This is a genomic window from Gracilibacillus massiliensis, assembly GCF_001458115.1.
GTDB lineage: Bacteria > Bacillota > Bacilli > Bacillales > Amphibacillaceae > Gracilibacillus > Gracilibacillus massiliensis.
Window position 1 is genome coordinate 369,551 of the sequence record NZ_CZRP01000012.1, and the last position, 20,205, is coordinate 389,755.

The window sequence follows — 20,205 nt, forward strand, 5'->3', positions numbered from 1 at the left end:
GAGAACCTAATTACTAATGCTACTGTTACTTGAAGTGGAAAGTAAAGGAGGTACCCTATGAATGATCTTATAAATACCCAAAAAGAAAAATATAAAGCTTGGGTTACGGAAAATCTAGGTGAAAAAACAGGTATGTGGTACACGCCATATCTTGAAAAACTAGGACACCTTTTAGAAAAGTATGGATTAGCTAGCGGCTATAAGGAAAATTTCTTTGAATATCAATCCTATTCAGAATTTAAAAATATCTATCAAGAAATGACGGAACAACGAGATGAAGATATTGAGAGACTAGTAGCTGGTAAAAGTACACCTCGATATCCAGAAAAGTTTGGTAAGACTAGAATTCAATTCAGAAAAAAATATGCGGAAGATCAATATAATCGTGGCGTAAGAAGTAAGCCTGATAATTTAGGTGGGATCCCTGACTGGGGCGTTTTAATGCGATCCTATTTAATATTTTTATATTATGATGAAGATCCTACTTTAACTTATCCCAAAAAAGAGAAGAAAATCGCGAATCAAGAAGATGAAATTGATAACAGTATTAATTATTGGGTTATTTCACCAGGTGAAAATTCTAGATTATGGGATCAGTTCCACGCAGAAAATGTGATTGCACTTGGTTGGGACTATTTAGGGGATTTAATAAACTATGATTCTAAGGAAGCTGTTGAACGAACAATAGCTGAACAAAGAGCGGATGGTGTTCGACCTGTTAATGATACTAAGGCTGTATGGGATTTCTATCGTGAAATTCAAACAGGTGACGTAGTATATGTAAAAGAAGGAATGAAAAGAATCCTTGCACGTGGAGTCGTTACGGGAGAGTACTACTATGAAGATAAAGCAACTGAATATAAACATAGAAGAAAAGTAGAATGGGTTCAAGTTGGGAAGTGGGAACTACATCAGTCTTTTGCTCAAAAAACATTAACATGTCTAAATGCTTATCCAAATTTTATTCAAGAAATTGATCAAGTAATGAATGAAGATTTTATTGATCCGAAAATTGCTGAAGTAAATGAGTTTCGAAATTGGTTATCCAATCAAGTTACAGATACAGGAGCTGGATTGAATGATAAAACAGTTACCCAAAAAGTAAGTGCGTTAAAGGATATAGAGCAATATTTTGATGCTTCCATTTTTGGTGAAACTGATATTGAGCAACTAAAACGGTTGAAAGATGCCGTTGTATCAGATCAAGCCTACAAAAAGTATAAAGGGGTATCAGGAAGCTCGATTGACTACTACATTCGTTTTATTGAGTCTAAGCCAACTGTTCTAGAAAATGAATCTTATACAGTAGATGAATTTCTTTCGGATGTTTTTATCGAGGAGAAAGAGCTTAGACGTCTAATTTCTCTACTTGAAAATAAGAAGAATCTTATTTTGAAAGGTGCACCAGGAGTAGGTAAAACGTATATTGCCAAACGTTTAGCGAATGTAATGATGGAAGAAAAAGATGAAACACGAATCCATATGGTTCAGTTCCACCAAAGCTATAGTTATGAGGACTTCATTGAAGGGTTCCGCCCAAAAGCTGAAGGAGAAGGGTTTGAACTGAAACAAGGGCCGTTTGTGAAGTTTGCTAGAAAAGCAGCACGAGATCCAGAACGAGACTATTTCTTTATTATTGATGAAATTAATCGGGGGAACATGAGTAAGATATTTGGAGAATTAATGATGCTGATCGAAGCTGATAAGCGAGGCGAGCAAATCAATCTCCTATATTCTAATGATATGTTTTCGGTGCCATCGAATTTATACATAATTGGAATGATGAATACAGCAGATAGAAGTTTAGCTTTATTAGATTATGCACTGAGAAGAAGATTCTCGTTTTTTGAAATTAAACCAGCATTCTACAATCAGACATTTAACTTGTATGTAAATGGATTAAATAATCCAGAAGTGTTAAATCGTATCATTGCTGAAATTAAAAGCTTAAATAATCAAATTGTGGAAGAGCTAGGGACAGGCTTTGTAATTGGGCATAGCTATTTTGTAGGTGATGCTTATAAAGTTAATACGGCAACTCGTGTTGAAGAAGTAATCGAATATGAAATTATTCCACAGCTATTCGAGTATTGGTTTGATGATGAACAGAAAGCGAATGATTGGGCTGAACGACTAAGAGGTTGTTACGATGGAACGAAATAATAATATTCCAATTCGTAATATATACTATATGCTTTCTTATGCATATCAAACGTTAAATCTTGCCGAGTATAAACGAATCGGAACAGAAAAATTTGAGAACGTCAAAGAGCTTTACGCAGAAATTTTATCGATAGGTATACCTGTGTTGATTCGCGGTGGATTAAGTAAAGATTATATAAGTGTTGAAGAGACTTCCAATGTGATTAAGGGGAAAATCGACATCAATTCTACGATAAAGAAAAACGCATTGGTAAATAAAAAAATTGCAGTCGTTTATGATGAATTTTCTGAAAATATATTATTGAATCAAATTATTAAAGCTACACTCGTTTACCTGTCGCGTTCAACTAAAATAGCTCAAAAAAAGCGTCGATTATTTTACGGTTTGCTTCCTTATTTTACTAAAGTATCAGATGTAGAGCTAGATTTGAAGCTATGGAAAAACGTTAGGTATAACCGTCAAAACATACGTTATCAATTTATTGTAGACGTGTGCAGATATCTTTATGAGCAGTTGTTATTTGATGAAAGTACTGCGTCTCAAATGATGAAAAAGGCTCAAGACGAACAAAGATTATCGTCTTTATATGAAAAGTTCATCTATGCCTTTTTTAAACGTGAAACGAAATATAAGGTATCCCATCCTCAAATTAAGTGGATGGTTGATGATGAATTCACAGATGCATTACCGATGATGCAAACAGATCTTGTGCTTCAAAATAATAAAAAAACATTGATTGTGGATGCGAAATTTTATTCTGAGAATATGGTAGCAAGGTTTGAAGGCGGAGCTGCAAAACACAAATCCAGTAACCTTTATCAAATATTTACATATATAAACAATTGGAAAAAAGAACCGGATGAAATGGTAGCAGGTATGTTACTTTATGCCAAAACAACTGCATTAAATCAACCTAACCACACTTATCACATTAAAGGTAATCAGATTATAGTTGCATCTCTCGATTTGCAACAAGATTTTAGCAGTATAAAAGAAGACTTGTTAGCATATGTCAATCATTGGGACAAAGGGACAGGTTCCTTGTCCCGTTGATCTGTACTTTATCATGGTGCTAATCGTCTGTAAGTTCTACATTCAAGTTACAATCGGGGGACGGGGGACAGGTTCTTTGTCCCGGTGATCAGAATTTTATCTCGAGTTCATAGGGGATAAGCCTTTTAGCCAGTTTCCATTCCTAATCTTAAGAATAACTGTCAGGAATTATTTCAATCTGTTTGTTTATGGATAAAACATGTTATACTACAAGTAACATTCACGTGTGAGGTGTTTTAAATGGATAAGCTGAATATAAATGATCTTAACAATTTTATAGAAAGTCAGAAATCTGACGTAGAACGAATCATTGCTCGTGATAGAAAAAGCGAAAGGATCGTTCGTAAGCGTGAACGAGACATCGATGAACAGAAAATATTGGATATATTATGTATGAAACGCTGGGAAGAAGCTGAGGAAAATGGGAAAGTGAAATATATCACAGAGCGGAAGTGGTATTATGAGTTCGATTGAAGATGCTAAATTTCAGCTATCTAAGTTGAAAGGAAAATCAAAATTCGAGAAGATGTTACAAACTACAGCAATTCTTACAAATTTATTTGAACAAGAAAAATTGAAACCAATAATTGTTGGAGGGTTAGCTGTAGAAATTTATACCAGAAGTGAATATACAACATCGGATATAGACATTATTTTTAGTCAACGCGAAATGGCGGACAGATATTTGAAATCACTTGGGTTTATACCAGAGGGTCGGCACTGGTATCACGAGGAATTAATGATTAGCATTGAGGTTCCAAATGATATGTTAGAAGATGCAGATGATGCCAAGGTTATTGAGTTACAATTAGCGAATAATCTTCATGTATATGTAATTGGAATAGAGGATATTATTCTGGATCGATTGCGTGCTTGTGTACATTGGAAATCATCGTCCGACTGTGAATGGGGCAAAAGATTATATTTGATGCATGCCCAACGATTAGATATGAACTACTTAACAAATACATCTCGAACAGATAATACTTTTGATAAATTGAATGATTGGTTAAAATAAAATAGGTGTTAGCCCCCTCAAAAACACAATTATTCACATATGGAGGACAGTTTGTAGGTGTGATGAATATATTTTATAATGTGGTTACCTTAGCATAGGGTCAGCGTAAAATTGCACTCGACTTATTTGTTATTATATGCTGACCCGCAATCCCACGATATTTTTTTATACAATGAGCATCCCTTATGTAATTGCCATTTTCTTAAACTCCCAATATTAATGTAAAATAATTGTAAATATTTTTATATTCTCTGGTTTCAAAAGGAATTAAATGGTACTTTTGAAGAAGGAGGATGTTAGAATGCGTAGAAAAAATTTAGTATTATCCACATTAATTTTATTTTTAGTATCTGTTTGGTTTGTAGTTAGTGTTAGTCGTTTGGATACTAGTACTCCAGAAAATACGGTTGAAACTGCAATGAATGCTGTATTAAAAGGTGATGTTGAGACATTTGCATCTTATATGGATGCTGGCTTTTTTGGATCAGAAGAAAAACAAATAGAATACTATAGAGATTATCTCAATAAATCACCTATACAAGATTTTGAAGTTATTGATTCTAAGGAAGTTACGGATTCCTTTTTTGAAGTTGTAGTCCAAATGGAATATGCCAATGGTGAAATAGAACAACTACCTGCTAAGGTGAAACTTATTGATGATAAATGGAAAATAACTAATGCAGAATATGAACCAGGAGAAATAAAACAGTTAGCAGAGCCTCAGTAAAGTGATTTTTTAACTGTAGAAGTTATCGAGTTGTGGTAGATGGTGCATTAGACACTGATCTACTGGCTCTAGATCAACTATTAGTGGAAAAGACTAATCTTCTTTCGTGCTCATATAATCGTAACTCCTTTTGGTATTATATCACTTATTATAATGCACATCGTTCTTTTAAACTTTATTATTGACGATCCTAATCAAATTTAATTGTTGTAATTCTTACTATCCTTTTAAGTTACCAAAATCTCTTTGATCAAACAAAAATACACCTCCGTACTAACCGCCAAATTAAGTAAGAGAGTTCTATCTATCAACCTTTAGATAACCTTTCCCGCTGGGGAACCGCTTATCCATAACCCGTAGTGTCCGCTAAGAAGTAAGGGCGAATAAGCTTATTCCGCATTTCCCCTCGTTGGTGCAAATATTGATAACAGTTAGTCTTTTATCTTTTTAGTTCCATCAAATACTATTTCAAATGTTTCATTGTTTCTGAAATTTTGTGTTTCTATTATATTGTATATTTTTTTCTCTATATTTTGTTTGTCTTTCAATGTGTTTGTATTAATGGACTCTAAGTATATTATTTGAGTTGGAAACGTTTCGGCACGTAATATAATACCAGTAAGCTGATACTTAGTTCCATCTAGAGTTTTAATTAAGATATTTGTCAAGTCCCCAGTTCTTTCTTCTAAATCGCTTAAATATTTTTTGGATATTTTTTTGTTATCTATTGTTTTAATATTTTCAGTTGATGAAACTTTTTGATGCTCCTTTTCTTCAGAATTATCTATTAACCCATATAATGCAATCACAATCGTAATAGCAGTTATTATTGTGAAAAATATATATTTATTTGGAATATGAATCCCCTCCTGATACTGAGAAGGTATGTCCATTGTCCCAAAGGTATGTTAATTATTAAAGAGATTTTCCGTGTTAATAATACCAGCCTTTTTTTCGAATAGGATGACTATGCTGTTACATACAAATCTCTTTATACTGAAGAGACACATGAGTGTTTAATTTTTCAAAAACAACATCGTTCAAATGTCTCTGGCATATTTTAACTGCCGTATAACTTATCTATATATAACTTCTGATGATATGATAATTTTATCTGAACGTAATTCAATACTTATGATGTAAAGGAGACCAATACATGAATCTAATCGAAAAAGCAAATATTCTCGCTACAAAAGCCCATCAACATCAAAACAGAAAAGGAACGGATATACCGTACATTACCCATCCATATGCAGTTGGCATGCTTTTGCAGCAAGCAAAGTGTTCAGAAGAAGTAATTGCTGCTGGAATCCTTCATGATACCTTGGAAGATACAGACTTAACCTTTGAACAGCTAAAAGAAATGTTCGGAAAACAAGTGGCCAATTACGTTTTAGCAGCATCTGAACAGGATAAAAGTCTGACCTGGGAAGAAAGAAAGCAACATACGATTGATATGTTACAAGACGCATCAATAGAAGATGTTCAGGTAATTGTAGCAGATAAATTACATAACCTACGATCGATTCATCATGATCTAAAAGCAAATGGAGATATGATCTGGCAACGATTTAAACGTGGCAAACGAGATCAACATTGGTATTATGCCAGTATTGTGAAAGCTTTAATTCATCGTAAAAATGAGTTTGAATTGATTAAAGAATTGGAAGAGGAAGTGCTTGCTGTGTTCGGATCGCTAAAGGATAATGAATAATAAAAGGGGTGGTTATATATGACGGTTTGTTCCGTATGTAACGAAAACGAAGCGAAAATACACATGACAATAGAGGATGACACACAAATCTCCATGTGTGAAACTTGCCATAACTTAGAGATGTCTCTAAAATTAGGGCGCACTTTTGACAAAGAAATAGAAGCATTTACACTCCCTGATGCTGCCGGTAAATATCGCCACTTCTATATTGAACAGTTAGTTTTACCAATAGGAGTAAGACTGGAAGCAATTGAGTCCAAAGGTGAAGGTTATCGAGTTGCGGTAGGTGATGAACTAGACACGGATCTGCCATCTTTGTATCAAAAATTAGTGAAAAAAACTAAACAAACTCTTTCAAAACAATTTCTAGAAAAGAAAACCTTTCCAAATGGACAATCTTATGTAAGGATAAAAGATTCTGAACTTGTCGCACAAATTCAGTCAAGTGGGAACTCCCATGGGCCTTTGTTAGTGATAGATGGTAAGCCTTTTACTTGGGAAGAAGAAGGCAAAATGATTAGTTCGTTTGAAGGGTTCGAAATCGAGATGAAAATGAAAGAATCAACAGATGATGAATTTTAAAATAGAAAAAGGATGGGATTAGGGACAGGCAATTTGATCTTTTTGAATGTAAAGTTTTTCTAATATCAACTTGCTATTTGTCAATACGTCCTTTATAATTAAATAAGAACGTACATTCGTATTTAGTCATCATTTCATTTAGGGAAGAAAATGATGATAGTGATCATTCAAAATCCACACGATACGTTTTTTAAAGAAACTTTTTCGAATGTGGAAGTTGCCAAGTCCTTTATCCAGCATTATTTGCCCACCAGTATTGTTAACCTCATTGAAGTAGAAAGTATTCAACCACAGAAAGATAGCTTCATCTCAAAGGAATTACGAGAATATTTTTCCGATTTACTTTTTCAAGTTAAACTAAATGAAACGGAAGCCTATTTGCATCTTTTGTTCGAACATAAAAGTTATCCAAGTAAAACAATCGTATTTCAATTATTGCGGTACATGATCGAAATTTGGGAAGCAAAAATGGAGAAAGAAAAACAAAAAGAACTCCCGATTGTTATTCCAATCGTTATTTTTCACAGTGAAAGAAAATGGAATTATCCGAAAAACTTAAATGACATGTTGCAAGGTTTTGATACCTTTTCTGAAGATATAAAACAATATATACCAGACTTTGCATATATTTTGTTTGATGTGTCAAACTATGATGATGAGGATCTCAAAGGGATCGCTCAACTTAAAATTATTCTAACAATTTTTCGAGATATGACCACGAAAAACAAACAAAATGCCATCAAAGCAGTTAAACGATCTATCTACTATTTACAACAACTAGATGATCAAGAGAGAGCCATACAGTACCTTGAAACATTGTTACGCTATGTGTTTCACCTAGATCGTCAGCTTACAAAAGCAGATTTTCATGATATGATAAAGTATGTAGAAAGTTCTTATTCTGAAGGGAGCGAAATGGTGATGACTTTAGCGGATTTATTCCGAGATGAAGGCAAAAGAGAAGGAAAAAAAGAGGGAATGCAAGAAGGAATACAAGAAGGAATGCATAAGGGAATACAAGAAGGTTTAGCAAAAGGAAAAGCGCAAGCATTAGCCAGCACCGTCATTCGTCTACTCACAAAATTCGTAGCTCCAGTTCCAGAAGAGTTGAATCAACAAATACAAAAGCAAGATCCAGAAACATTAGAAGCAATAATCGAACATATAGATGAATTTGACACATTAGAGCAAGTGAAGCAGTATTTGAAATAATAATTCACGAATTCGTTTTCGTGGATTTTTTTTGCAAAAAACTATTTGGCATTTAAATAAACAATTAACGAAATAGATAAAGAGTGATTAATTGTAATTATAATGAGACATTAAATCTTCCCCGCGATTCATTCTTATATGGCAAAAAACGTGATCAACTTACAAAAAATGATTTTCATGGTAGGATATACGATGGAGAGATTTCTTATTCTAATAGATTGATATATACATAACTCAACTTTCGCACACTGAAATAGGCAGGTAAGCCCTGATATAGCTGGGTAAGCCTGCAATCCATTGTTGGACTTGACTTTTGATTAATTTTTGTACCTTTTTGTTGCTCATTTTCAAGGCATCTTCAAGAAGGTCGATCAACTGCTGAAGTGCCACAGCCCAATCGAGATCACTAACTTCATCACATAATTCATAAAACATGCCGCCAAGTGTTCGCTCGTCTGTGCTACATCGGTTTTGCCACGAGAGAACAATATATCGTGTGAATACGATGGTCGTATGACTAATTAAGCCGTCATACGAACGACTTTGGAACTCTTTTTGAAGTTTTAAGAGAGATTTTGTTGTTTTGAAAAAAACTTCAATGTCCCATCGCATCCCATAAATACGAATGATTTCTTGATCACTAAGTGTACAATCGGTGCTTAGAATAGCTAACCATTCACTCTTTTTATTTCGATTACGAACAAAGACAACTTTAATAGGAACGCCATTCGCTTGTGTGGTATGAATCGAACGAAGAATGCCTTTCTTTCCATCTGTTGGTTTCGCAAAACGATATAGTTCCTTTAAGCTTACACGTTGGCCATTCACAAGGTAACGCTGTTTCAAGTTCTTTACCATGCCAATGACATCGAGTCCTTGCTCTTTTATCTCCTTAACGAGAGGCTGATACGTGAACCAAGAGTCCATCAGCACATAGGAAGCATCGATACCGGCATTCATCGCGCGTTCCACCATACCTGGTATTTGCTCAGGTGCGGTTTGTAATGCTTCTACTCTGCGTTTATAACCGGAACTACGTTTATCAACTTTTGATGATATGCCATTAATTTGGCTTTTCTTCGAGCTTAATAAAGAAAAGTCCACTGGAATGAATGTGGCACCATCTGACCAACCAAGCGTAAGCATACGAAACCCTTTATAAAAGCGCATTTTTTGGGATGCATGGTCAAAACAGCGAGCTAATAATTCAACCGATTTACTGCGGTTACGATCATACGAAGAATCATCTACAATCAATACTTTGGGGCGATCATGACGCGTTAAGTTGGTTACTTTTCCAATGGTATGAGCGCTTAGAAATAATAAAAACCTTCTCCAAGCAAAGGTAGATTTGTTTAAAAAGCGATAGACGGCATTCTTCTCTGGACAATCATTCGCTTTGTTACTTTGAAGTACTTGATACCAGTTCTTATTTTCAAAGATCAAACAAAAAATCAATTGAAAAAGATAGGCACAAGTAAAGCCGACAGACTTTGTAATACCAGCTTTTCTAAGATGCTTATACACGTTTAATTCTTTAAAGATGGAAGAAAGTTCATTTGGTAGTTGATTATTTTGGTCATTATTCGCTATCATATAGGAGACACCTCTTCTGTATTGGTAGTGTTTTCTAGTCAATTACACTATACCAAAAGTTGAGGTGTTTTTTTATACCTATTTCGATTGTCAATGACCATATTTAAACAGTGACATGCTTTACAGCTAGTTATATTTAATGCTTTTTTCTAGCTGCGAAAGTTGAGTACATAAGAATAAATGAACACTAGGAGGATATATGAAACGTTTAATTTGGATTGGTTCGTTTACATACTTACTTATTGGATTTACACACATTATTCTTGGATCGATATTGACTGAAATTTTGGATTATTATGATCGAAGTTATACAGAAGGTGGTATCTTAATTGCAAGTCAATCTGTTGGCTTTTTAGCAGGGGTGATTTCAGCTTCCTATCTAGCTAGAATAATTGGTAGACGACGTACACTTCTTTTATCATTTATATCAATAGCACTTGCACAAATCATGTTTATGTCACTAGTGCCATGGGAATTTTGGTTTTTTATAGCAATATTCGCTGGGTTTGGTTTTGGAATTATTGAGCCATTGGTGGGAGCGTTAATTATTGACGCAATCAATGATAAACCAGCGATTGCTTTTAGCAGATTAGAAGTGTTTTTTGGACTTGGTTCTTTAATTATGCCGATTATTTCAGGTTGGCTCGCATCAACTGATTTGTGGCGCTACTCATTTTTAGTTCTAGGTATATATGCAGTAGTGATATGTATCTTCTGGATGAAAACATCTTTTGGCTCCTTAGAAGAGCATATGGGTAAAGTTATCAAACCAAAAAAAGAAGATCAATCGCAACTTTCTATGAAATATCGATTGATTTTAGCTATGTTTATGATTTTCTTCATAGTGTATGTAGGATTAGAGATTAGTGTTATGAATTTCTTACCATCTATTTTAGTCAATCAAGTGGAAGCAACTACCTTTCTAGCAACATTGTCTGTCACCATTTTTTGGGGAGCTATGGTTGCTGGTCGTTTAGCTGCAGGGTATTTAGCAGAATGGATGCAATATGCTCGCTATCTTATCATTTGTTGTACAGGCACTGTGGTTTTTATCGCTATTTTAGGATTGGCAACCAATCTGTGGCTGAGTTATCTGTTGATTGTGCTGATTGGTTTAATGATGGCTGGAATATTCGGAATTGCCATCGTCTATGCTACTACCCTGTTACCTGGTAGTACGGATAAAACTACGAGTATTATGATTGCATCGGGTGGAGCTGGTGGTATTTTCTTTCCACTGTTAACAGGGAGTTTGATGGATCATGCTACGACAACAACGGTTGCTTTTGTGCTTGCCGGATTATCGATTTTAATGATTCTAATCATACTTTTTGCACGAGGTTATCAAAAACAACTAGTTTGATTTAATTGTTGTAAAAGTTGTATTAATTGAAACTTTTACAGCTTCGTTAACGTAATTGATTGGTAGAAGAAATATAGGAGGAGATACACATATGAACCAAAAACGATGGATTGCATTGGTTGTTGCTGCTGGCTTATTTTTGACTTCAATCGCCTTTCAGTTTTTCTCAAGTATGGCAACAGCTGATTTAGAAAACTTATTTAGTCTCGAAGATCCGGGCCAGAATTTTGGCGAAAAGGTCGTGGCAACTGGATCAGGTAACAGTAAAATAGCAGTGCTACATTTAAATGGCGTTATCCAAGATACGACACCAAGCTCGTTAATTAATACGAGTTCCTATAACCATAAACGGTTTTTGGATATGCTAGAACACGCTGGTGAAGATCGTCAGGTTGATGGCATTATTCTGCGCGTGAATACACCTGGTGGTGGAGTCGTTGAGAGTGCTGAAATTCATGATAAAATCATAGAAATTCAGGAAGAATATGAAAAACCAATTTATATTTCAATGGGTAATACCGCTGCATCGGGTGGTTATTACATTGCGGCACCAGCAAATAAAATTGTTGCTCATAATGCAACACTTACTGGTTCGATTGGTGTTATTATGGAAAGCTTTAACTTTGCAGAATTTGCCGATGAACATGGCATTGATTTTAATACGATAAAAAGTGGAGAATATAAAGACATTATGTCGATGTCTCGTGAAATGACAGATGGCGAACGTGAAATTTTACAAACGATGATAGACGATATGTATGCAGAGTTTGTGGACGTTATTGTTAATGGCAGAGAATTGTCGGAGCAACGTGTTCGTGAATTAGGTGATGGCCGGATTTATACAGGTGCTCAAGCTCAAGAAGTTGATCTTGTTGATGAACTTGGTTCGTTAGAGGATACGATCGAAATCATGAAAGAGGACCATGAACTCGCCAATGCACAAGTCATTGAATACGAAGCTGGTTTAAATTTTAATCAATGGATTGGTGGCACGGTTCAAAGCATGTTAGGAACAGAATCAGATTTAATTGGTATTAAAGACTTGTTACGTGAAAATAATGCGCCACGTGCAATGTATCTTTATTCACAATAAGGGGGTGTCAGAATGGCTGACGAAATAAATTATGATGGTGCTCATTCAACATCCGATGTTCGCTACGCAGGGTTTTGGATGCGTTTCTGGGCATATCTTGCCGATTTAATTATTGTTTTTAGTGTGAACGGAATTTTGCTGGTTCCTTTTCATTTTATGGAAAATGGGTTTCAGTTAGATATCGGATTTTGGACAGTGACAGGGATCATAAGCTCGATCGTTTTTTATCTTTATTTTTTATTGATGACTAAGTTTTATAACCAGACACTTGGGAAAATGATCTTTGGATTAAAAGTAATTCGTGAGGATCGTCAATCATTAAAATGGAGTGATCTCCTTTTTCGCGAGGTGATCGGAAGGTTTATATATCGCGTATTTGCTATCGCGAGTCTTTTGTATTTGTTTGTGGCATTTACTGCTCAAAAACAAGGCCTTCATGATATGATTGGTAATACAAGAGTTGTTATGGAACAGAAATGAGCGAGTTTTCTCCTTCTAAAGAATAGTATGAACCTGTTTGGTGAGTATAATAGGGTAAGCTATTCGTTAACGGAGGTGTTCAAATGACAAAGGATTCCTATGCGCCAAAAGAAAAGCTTCATGGCAAAGGCAAAAAGCCAGCTGAACAAAGACGGGGAAAAGCTTCCTCGTCTGCACGAAATGTAGATAATTAATGAATTGGGACACGAATCTTGTGTCCCATTTTATCTTCGTATAGTACAATAATTGTATTGATTCTAAGCTGAAGTAGGGGGAATTGCTTTGACATTACAACAATTAAAATACGTCATCGAAGTGGTGAGAAGTCAGTCAATTAATAAGGCAGCACAGCGACTATTTATTAGTCAACCTAGTCTTTCGAATGCATTGAAAGAATTAGAGGAGGAAATAGGGGTTACTATTTTTTTGCGGACGAATAAGGGAATTACGATTACACCGGAAGGGTCCGAGTTTTTAGGCTATGCAAGACAAGTTGTTGAACAGGCGGAACTTCTGGAAAATCGCTATGACAAGAGTCGGACGCCACAGCAGAACTTTGCGGTTTCCTCCCAACACTATGCCTTTGCTGTCAGTGCTTTTGTTCGATTGTTAAAAGACTATGACCGGGAAGAATACGAGTTTACATTAAGAGAAACGAGAACCTATGAAATTATTGATGATGTTAAAAATTTGCGTAGCGAGATCGGCATTTTATATGTGAATGACTTTAATGAGCAAATCATACATAAATTTCTGCGTGAGGCAAATTTAACTTTTCATTCCTTGTTTATTGCTAATCCACATGTGTTTATAAGTTCAACCAATCCATTAGCGGAAAGGGAATCAGTAACTTTAGAGGATTTGAATCCTTTCCCATACCTTTCCTATGAACAAGGGGAATACAATTCTTTTTATTTTTCGGAGGAGATCTTGAGTACACTATCACGGCCAAAAAATATTCGTGTTAGTGATCGTGCGACATTGTTTAATTTACTGATTGGCCTTAATGGCTATACGATATCGACTGGTGTCATCAGTCATAAATTAAACAGTAAGGATATTATCGCTGTGCCTTTGGAAGTGAATGAGCAAATTCATGTTGGCTATATTACACATAAAAATGTAGCTAATAGTAAACTTGCAGATATATATATTCAGTATTTAAGAGAAATAATTGATGAAGAATTGACTTTGTTATAGCTTGAAACTATAACAAAAGATAGATTATATGTGTTACTCTATAATACTTTTATTGTGCTAAACTTACCTTAAATCACATAATATGTAAGTTTAACTAAGGAGAGGTTTTATGACACAGACAAATTTCACAGCACCATTCAGAGCAGACCATGTCGGAAGTTTATTGCGACCAGAGCGCATTCATCAAGCAAGAAAGGATTTTCAAGAAGGTACGATAGATGCGGATCAACTTCATGTAATAGAGACTGAAGAAATTAAGAAGATCGTCGATAAGCAAATTGAAGTGGGGTTACAAGCAGTAACAGATGGGGAATTCCGTCGCCGTTTTTGGCACACTGATTTCCTTGAACATTTAACTGGAGTAGAGGGCTATGTACCGGATCATGGATTTGCTTTTAAAGGGGAAGAAACGGAACGATATGATGTGCGCGTGATTGGTAAGGTTTCATTTAATCAGGATCACCCACATATTAAAGAATTTATTGAATTTAAAGAAATAGTAGGGGACCGTGCAGTAGCAAAACAGACAATTCCAAGTCCAAATCAATTATTTAATGCAGGGATCCGAAATAAAGATATTTACCCGGATGTAGAAGAGTATACGAAGGATGTTATCCAAGCTTATCGCGATGCTGTACAAGCGTTTTATCAAGCGGGCTGTCGTTACTTACAGTTTGATGATGTTTACATAGCCGGACTAAATGCGCCAGAAATTCCTTTTAATGACAGTGGTTATTCACGTGAAGAGTTGATTGATTTGGCATTGCGTGTAGTGAATGGGGTTTTAGAAGTAAAACCAGATGACATGACAATTACGACTCATCTTTGTCGAGGAAATTATCGTTCGAAGTGGGCATTTGAAGGAAGCTACGCTAAAATCGCTCCTACACTATTTGCAAAAGAAAATGTAAATGGCTTTTTCCTTGAATATGATGATGATCGCTCAGGTGATTTTACGCCACTTGAACACATACCGAATGGAGGACCGCGAGTAGTACTTGGTGTATTCACTTCAAAGCATGGTGAATTAGAAGATAAAGAAAATATCCTAGCTCGTGTCGAAGAAGCAACACAATATGTCTCATTAGATCAGTTATGTATCAGCCCACAATGTGGATTTGCCTCCACTCATCATGGAAATATCCTAACAGAAGATGAGCAATGGGCTAAACTTAAATATATAGTAGACATATCAAAAGAGATATGGAGATAAATTGAAGTCTTTTTTCTGATTAATAAATATAAGAGAGCCGTTGAGTTTAATTAACTTGATGGCTTTTTTTATGTGATATGAGTAGAGTTTTAAGGTGATTCGTAATCCAATCTCTTCTGACACATCATTTCATCGGGATTGTGGTAGTAAACTAATGGTAAAATCCCGACGAGAGTGAGTCTCATCGGTATTTAAGCGGTGCATTAAGAGCGAAATCCCGACGATCGCTAATTTCACCAGAAAATCAACTTTTGTAAAAAATTACATTAGATACGACGATACAAATAATCCTTTTTATCTTGTAAAATAATGATATAATGGTAGAAAATGAGAATTATAGATTTGACTGATATGAGGATGTGATCGGTATTTTACAATCAGAACGTGAAAAAGTGGTCGGGCAAGAGTTGGTGAAATTATTAAAAGAAGGTTACATAAGTGAAAAAGAATTTATGAGAGTGATGAACTCTTACAAACAATATGTGAACGATCAAGAGCAAGAAATAGCTGGGATACATACAGTCGTACGCGATAATCCAAAAGAGTTAGATCAGAAAGTGAATAAGCAACAATCGGCTAATAACACAGAAGTTACAAAAGAAAAAAAGCCAGAAATAAAACAAAAAGTAAAGCCACAAAAATCGAAGGAGCAAATAAGAGAAAGAAATATCACATGGCTCTTAATTTTAGGTGTGGCGTTCCTATTAATTAGTGGATTGGTTGTAGCAACTAGCACATGGGAACAAATGGGAGCATTGCTAAAGGTAGTCATGCTTATTGGTGTTTCCGTATTCTTCTTAGGCTTAAGTGGTATCTCTTCATCTATTTTAAAAATTGAAAAAACAGCCTTTGCCTTTTTAACATTAGGTAGTTTATTACTGCCGATAGCGATCATAGCGATTGGTTACTTTGGCTTATTTGGCGATTATTTAACATTAACTGGTGAAGGTAAGTATCTTCTTGGCATTATATGTACCGTTTTACCATTACCTTTATACATAAGAAATGCCGTTAAAAATAATTCGAGATTATTTGTCTGGATCTTTTTTATATTTATGTCTTGTTTCATAGGATTTTCTATTGCAGCAATGAATGTTTCGGTAGATCTGTTTTATTTTCTTATTATGGTCTATAATGCCGTTCTATTATATGGGTATCACCGTTATCGTCATCGTAAAGCCATTCAATTATTCACCAAAGAATTACCAGCATACGCCCAGTTGAACTTGGTGATATCTACATTATTAATGCTATTTGTGTTTGAAGATTCGCTCTTTTATAGCTTTAATGTATTATTAACAGCATTTATTTATATTACGATGGTGTTTGTCTATAATACAAAGTCTTACCAGCTTGTCTTCAGTGGATTATTTGCATATGGTGTTTATCAATTAACCGAACACTCTTGGTTACAATCACTGGATTTAGTTGTCTATGGTTTACTTGGGGCAGCTTATCTCGTCTTTGCCTATTTGATGAAAAAGGATGCCTACTTAGCAAAAGTATTTTATTATACCAGTGGTGTTATTTCACTGTTTGCTTTTATCTATATTAGTTATCAGGGATTAGTAATCAGAGGGAACCAAGAATCATGGATCTTATTATTAGCTTATTTAACGATAGCTGGTACCTACATATATCTTGCGTCGATTACAACAAGACAGGTATTTCGTTGGTTAGCCTCGATTTTTATAGTTACGAGTGGTCTAGAGTTATGGGAGTTAATATTTGAATCTCTGATAAGCATACAACTATTTATCTTTATTTTTGCCAGTCTATTGTTTACCTGGATCGGTGTTCGAACCAAATTAATGTTTTTACAAGCGATCAAAACGAGTACCTACTATATCTCTATTATGGTGAGGTTTTTAGCAATTATCTATGGGTTAATGCTAGAAACGTACTTTGAGGTATCATTTATGTTCCTCGTAGCTGGTTGTTTGGCATTAATCGTTGCGAAAGCCCAATCAAACATAAGTAAACAAATTGGTCTTTGGTCGCATGCGATTAGTTGGTTGTTAGCGTTTATTGTCTTATATCCGGAGATCATCAGTCGTTTTATTACATATTATAACGAACTGAATATTGCGTTTCATACAGCAATTGCCGGGATACTATTATTAGCTATCAGTCTTGCTTGGAAAAAAGCCAATAAATTAATGCTAGCTGAGACGACCTTTTATACAGGTCAGGCTAGTTATTTAATGGCAGTTTTTCTATTACTAGCTGACTATCCGATTGATGAGGTCTTCGTTCGACCAGCTTTATTATTAGTTGGTATTGGTGTGTTTGTCTGGCTTGTACGCTATGCACGAGTTGGACCGCTGTGGTTACTTGTTGCTGTTATCGTTGTTTCTTTCTATGCCTCTTTAATCCGTACCTTTGCTATTCAAGAGTTTGAAGCAGTTATGTGGTATATCATGTTTGCTCCAGTGCTGTTATTAACAATTGAGCGAGTGGTTGGAAAAATTACGGAAGAGTTGAAGGTTTATTTCTTTTGGTTTGCTCATTTTATTCAAATCATGATACTAATTACGATTTTATCGGATTATATGTTTGAGCAGTTGCTTCACCCGATGATTTTAGTCATTCCATTTATTCTTTATATCTATAGTATGGTGATCATGTCCGAAGAGTGGGAAAAGAAAGTGTTACTATATGCAGCGATGACGATGGTGCCATTTATAGTGACGGCAAATGTAGCTTATTATAATCTTGAAGATTATCTTTCCATTTCATATTGTTTGATTGGATCTACTGTTTTATTCTTCCTAACATGGTTATTAGTTCGTCCAGTCTGGAAGAAACCAATGGAGTGGTACATGATCCCGTTTGCAAACTATAGTTTGTTGATGGTCATTGTGATCGAACAAATCACACTTTTACTAGATGTAATAATTATTGTCGGTTTTCTCTTATTAAATCTCTATTTATTACACATCCGCAAATGGTTAAATGTAATTGTACTACCGTTATTATTGACAATATTAATGTGGAACAGGCAGGATTATATTGATAATGACTTTTCAATATTTATGATAAGTATTGGTAGTTATGTGGTTTTACTTGCAGCAGGGCGTATTTTTTATAAAAACCTTGTTGAAATCGTCGCTAAAAAATGGGTGGTCGACTGGTATTCGATTGTTGCTGTAGTCTATTTGGGATATTCTTTGAATTATGCAGAATTAATCGGCACCGTCTGGGTCAGAATAGTTCCATATCTATTACTTGCTATTTGGCTTTTTCTACAAGTTAAAAGAGTCAATCAACCATTGATGCAAAAAGTTTTTATCACATTGGGTGGAGTCAGTTTACTACCAGCTTATTATCTTGTCTTGCAAGAATATCTTGCGCACATTTCGGATCTATTTCATGCAGAACTATTGGTATTGCCGATTCTTATACTTTCGATCGTAATGGAAAAGAAAACTTGGAAAAGCTACAAACGGATTATGTCTCAAATACAAACGGTGATTCTTGTACTCATAACCGTTTACTTAGTAGTAGATGCGATTCAAAGCAATACGGTATGGGATGCGCTTATTGTTGGAACACTATCGTTAATCGCCTTATTAATAGGTATGAGTTTCCAAATCAAATCTTATTTCTTTGTTGGCCTGGGCACTTTACTGTTTAATGTCATTTATCAAACGAAACCATATTGGGGCAACATGCCATGGTGGGGATACCTATTAATAGCAGGGATCACCTTAATCACGATTGCAAGTTACAATGAATGGACAAAACAACGCCAAACCGAAGGAAAGTTAAATAAAAAATTCAAAAAGTTAGTGAAGAGATTGAAAGAGTGGAATTAGAGCGCATAGTGTAAATGACTCTTTTCATAAACACTACGTTTGGAATCGATCGTTTCGCTATTGTATGATAAAGATATTGCTATAATTAGTAAAAGTAAAGAGGGGTCGTATGAAAGATATTGGATTAGTGTTAGAAGGTGGGGGAAGTAGAGGGGTTTACACGGCAGGTGTGCTGCGTTATTTAATGGAACAGGATCTGTATTTCCCCTATGTAATTGGTGTTTCTGCAGGTGCCTGTAATGGATCCTCTTATATATCCAAGCAAATCGATCGCAATCGGATTACAACCATCGATTATGTTGATCACCCTGAATATTTATCATTTCGAAATTGGCTGAAGAAGCGTCAATTATTTGGAATGGATTTTATATTTGATAAACTGCCAAATCAGTTAGTGCCATTTGATTATCAAAGCTTTAACGATGCACCAGAGGAATTTGTTGTAGGGGTAACCGATTGTAATACGGGTGAACCTTTGTTTTATCGTAAGTCCGAACATGCTGAAGATATGCTCACTTTACTAAGGGCTTCGAGCTCGTTGCCTTTAGTCGCACCAGTTGTTGAATATGACCAACGACCACTGATGGATGGCGGAATCTCTGCACCTATTCCAATTCATCAGTCCATAAAAGATGGCAATCATAAAAATGTAGTGATATTAACTAGAAACAGAGGTTATTATAAAAAACCTCAATCATTCAGTTGGTATATTAGCAAAAAATATCAACAATACCCTGGTTTACTCAGCGCATTAAAAAGACGTCATCAGCAATATAATGAAACAATCAATTATTTATTTGAAGAAGAACAAAAGGGTAACATCTTTATCATCTGTCCCACTGAAAAATTATCGGTCGGACGAATTGAGAAGAATAAAAAGAAACTGACTTCCTTGTACAATAAAGGTTATCAAGATACCAAGTACTTAGAGCAATCATTAAAAGAATTTTGCAACACGAAATGAGGTTTTTA

General features: G+C 35.2%; 17 protein-coding genes. 15 read left to right on the forward strand and 2 right to left on the reverse strand.

The window, feature by feature from the left end:
• The first annotated feature begins 57 nt into the window (after positions 1–57).
• The 5 genes from BN3107_RS20010 to BN3107_RS09350 all read left to right on the forward strand — a co-directional run bounded on the left by BN3107_RS20010 (position 58) and on the right by BN3107_RS09350 (position 4,962).
• Positions 58–2,163, forward strand: coding sequence for an AAA family ATPase (locus BN3107_RS20010; RefSeq protein ID WP_058307358.1), 2,106 nt, complete (start codon positions 58–60; stop codon positions 2,161–2,163).
• Positions 2,150–3,217, forward strand: a complete 1,068-nt coding sequence (locus BN3107_RS09335; RefSeq protein ID WP_058307359.1) for a 5-methylcytosine restriction system specificity protein McrC — start codon at positions 2,150–2,152, stop codon at positions 3,215–3,217. Before BN3107_RS20010 ends, BN3107_RS09335 begins: the two co-directional genes overlap by 14 nt.
• Before the next feature lie 240 nt (positions 3,218–3,457).
• Entirely contained in the window at positions 3,458–3,691 is a 234-nt protein-coding gene (locus BN3107_RS09340) for a hypothetical protein (RefSeq protein WP_058307360.1), read from the forward strand.
• Positions 3,678–4,235, forward strand: coding sequence for a DUF6036 family nucleotidyltransferase (locus BN3107_RS09345; protein ID WP_058307361.1), 558 nt, complete (start codon positions 3,678–3,680; stop codon positions 4,233–4,235). The genes BN3107_RS09340 and BN3107_RS09345 overlap by 14 nt, the downstream gene beginning before the upstream one ends.
• Positions 4,236–4,536: 301 nt before the next feature.
• Complete coding sequence (locus BN3107_RS09350; protein ID WP_058307362.1) at positions 4,537–4,962, forward strand: nuclear transport factor 2 family protein; 426 nt, start codon at positions 4,537–4,539, stop codon at positions 4,960–4,962.
• A 431-nt stretch (positions 4,963–5,393) separates the two neighbouring features.
• On the opposite strand, the gene BN3107_RS09355 is transcribed toward BN3107_RS09350, so the two are convergent.
• Positions 5,394–5,855: a hypothetical protein gene (locus BN3107_RS09355; RefSeq protein WP_058307363.1), complete on the reverse strand. Its 462-nt coding sequence runs from the start codon at positions 5,853–5,855 to the stop codon at positions 5,394–5,396.
• Positions 5,856–6,118: 263 nt separating this feature from the next.
• Here BN3107_RS09355 and BN3107_RS09360 point away from each other — a divergent pair, with 263 nt between their 5' ends.
• From BN3107_RS09360 to BN3107_RS09370, 3 genes are all read left to right on the forward strand, one after another.
• Positions 6,119–6,676 carry an HD domain-containing protein gene (locus tag BN3107_RS09360; RefSeq protein WP_058307364.1) on the forward strand — a complete coding sequence of 186 codons (558 nt, stop codon included), beginning with the start codon at positions 6,119–6,121 and terminating at the stop codon, positions 6,674–6,676.
• A gap of 18 nt (positions 6,677–6,694) precedes the next feature.
• Positions 6,695–7,258: a DUF7686 domain-containing protein gene (locus BN3107_RS09365; protein WP_058307365.1), complete on the forward strand. Its 564-nt coding sequence runs from the start codon at positions 6,695–6,697 to the stop codon at positions 7,256–7,258.
• A 150-nt stretch (positions 7,259–7,408) separates the two neighbouring features.
• On the forward strand, positions 7,409–8,470 hold the full coding sequence (locus BN3107_RS09370; protein ID WP_231735285.1) for an Rpn family recombination-promoting nuclease/putative transposase: 1,062 nt from the start codon (positions 7,409–7,411) through the stop codon (positions 8,468–8,470).
• Positions 8,471–8,704: 234 nt separating this feature from the next.
• Here BN3107_RS09370 and BN3107_RS09375 read toward each other — a convergent pair whose 3' ends face one another.
• Entirely contained in the window at positions 8,705–10,066 is a 1,362-nt protein-coding gene (locus BN3107_RS09375) for an IS4 family transposase (protein ID WP_058307366.1), read from the reverse strand.
• A gap of 199 nt (positions 10,067–10,265) precedes the next feature.
• Between BN3107_RS09375 and BN3107_RS09380 the strand changes: the two genes are divergently transcribed.
• The 7 genes from BN3107_RS09380 to BN3107_RS09410 all read left to right on the forward strand — a co-directional run bounded on the left by BN3107_RS09380 (position 10,266) and on the right by BN3107_RS09410 (position 20,197).
• A complete protein-coding gene (locus tag BN3107_RS09380; RefSeq protein WP_058307367.1) occupies positions 10,266–11,429 on the forward strand; it encodes an MFS transporter in 1,164 nt (387 codons plus the stop codon).
• Between the two features lie 91 nt (positions 11,430–11,520).
• Positions 11,521–12,522, forward strand: coding sequence for a signal peptide peptidase SppA (gene sppA, locus BN3107_RS09385; RefSeq protein WP_058307368.1), 1,002 nt, complete (start codon positions 11,521–11,523; stop codon positions 12,520–12,522).
• Between the two features lie 12 nt (positions 12,523–12,534).
• The gene (locus BN3107_RS09390; protein WP_058307369.1) at positions 12,535–13,002 is read left to right on the forward strand and encodes an RDD family protein; all 468 of its coding nucleotides are present in this window, start codon (positions 12,535–12,537) and stop codon (positions 13,000–13,002) included.
• Positions 13,003–13,284: 282 nt separating this feature from the next.
• Positions 13,285–14,202, forward strand: a complete 918-nt coding sequence (locus BN3107_RS09395; protein WP_058307370.1) for a LysR family transcriptional regulator — start codon at positions 13,285–13,287, stop codon at positions 14,200–14,202.
• Positions 14,203–14,311: 109 nt separating this feature from the next.
• Positions 14,312–15,415 carry a 5-methyltetrahydropteroyltriglutamate--homocysteine S-methyltransferase gene (locus BN3107_RS09400; RefSeq protein ID WP_058307371.1) on the forward strand — a complete coding sequence of 368 codons (1,104 nt, stop codon included), beginning with the start codon at positions 14,312–14,314 and terminating at the stop codon, positions 15,413–15,415.
• A 359-nt stretch (positions 15,416–15,774) separates the two neighbouring features.
• Entirely contained in the window at positions 15,775–19,233 is a 3,459-nt protein-coding gene (locus tag BN3107_RS09405) for a hypothetical protein (RefSeq protein ID WP_058307372.1), read from the forward strand.
• 109 nt (positions 19,234–19,342) lie between these two features.
• Positions 19,343–20,197, forward strand: coding sequence for a patatin-like phospholipase family protein (locus BN3107_RS09410; protein ID WP_058307373.1), 855 nt, complete (start codon positions 19,343–19,345; stop codon positions 20,195–20,197).
• Positions 20,198–20,205: the final 8 nt, after the last annotated feature.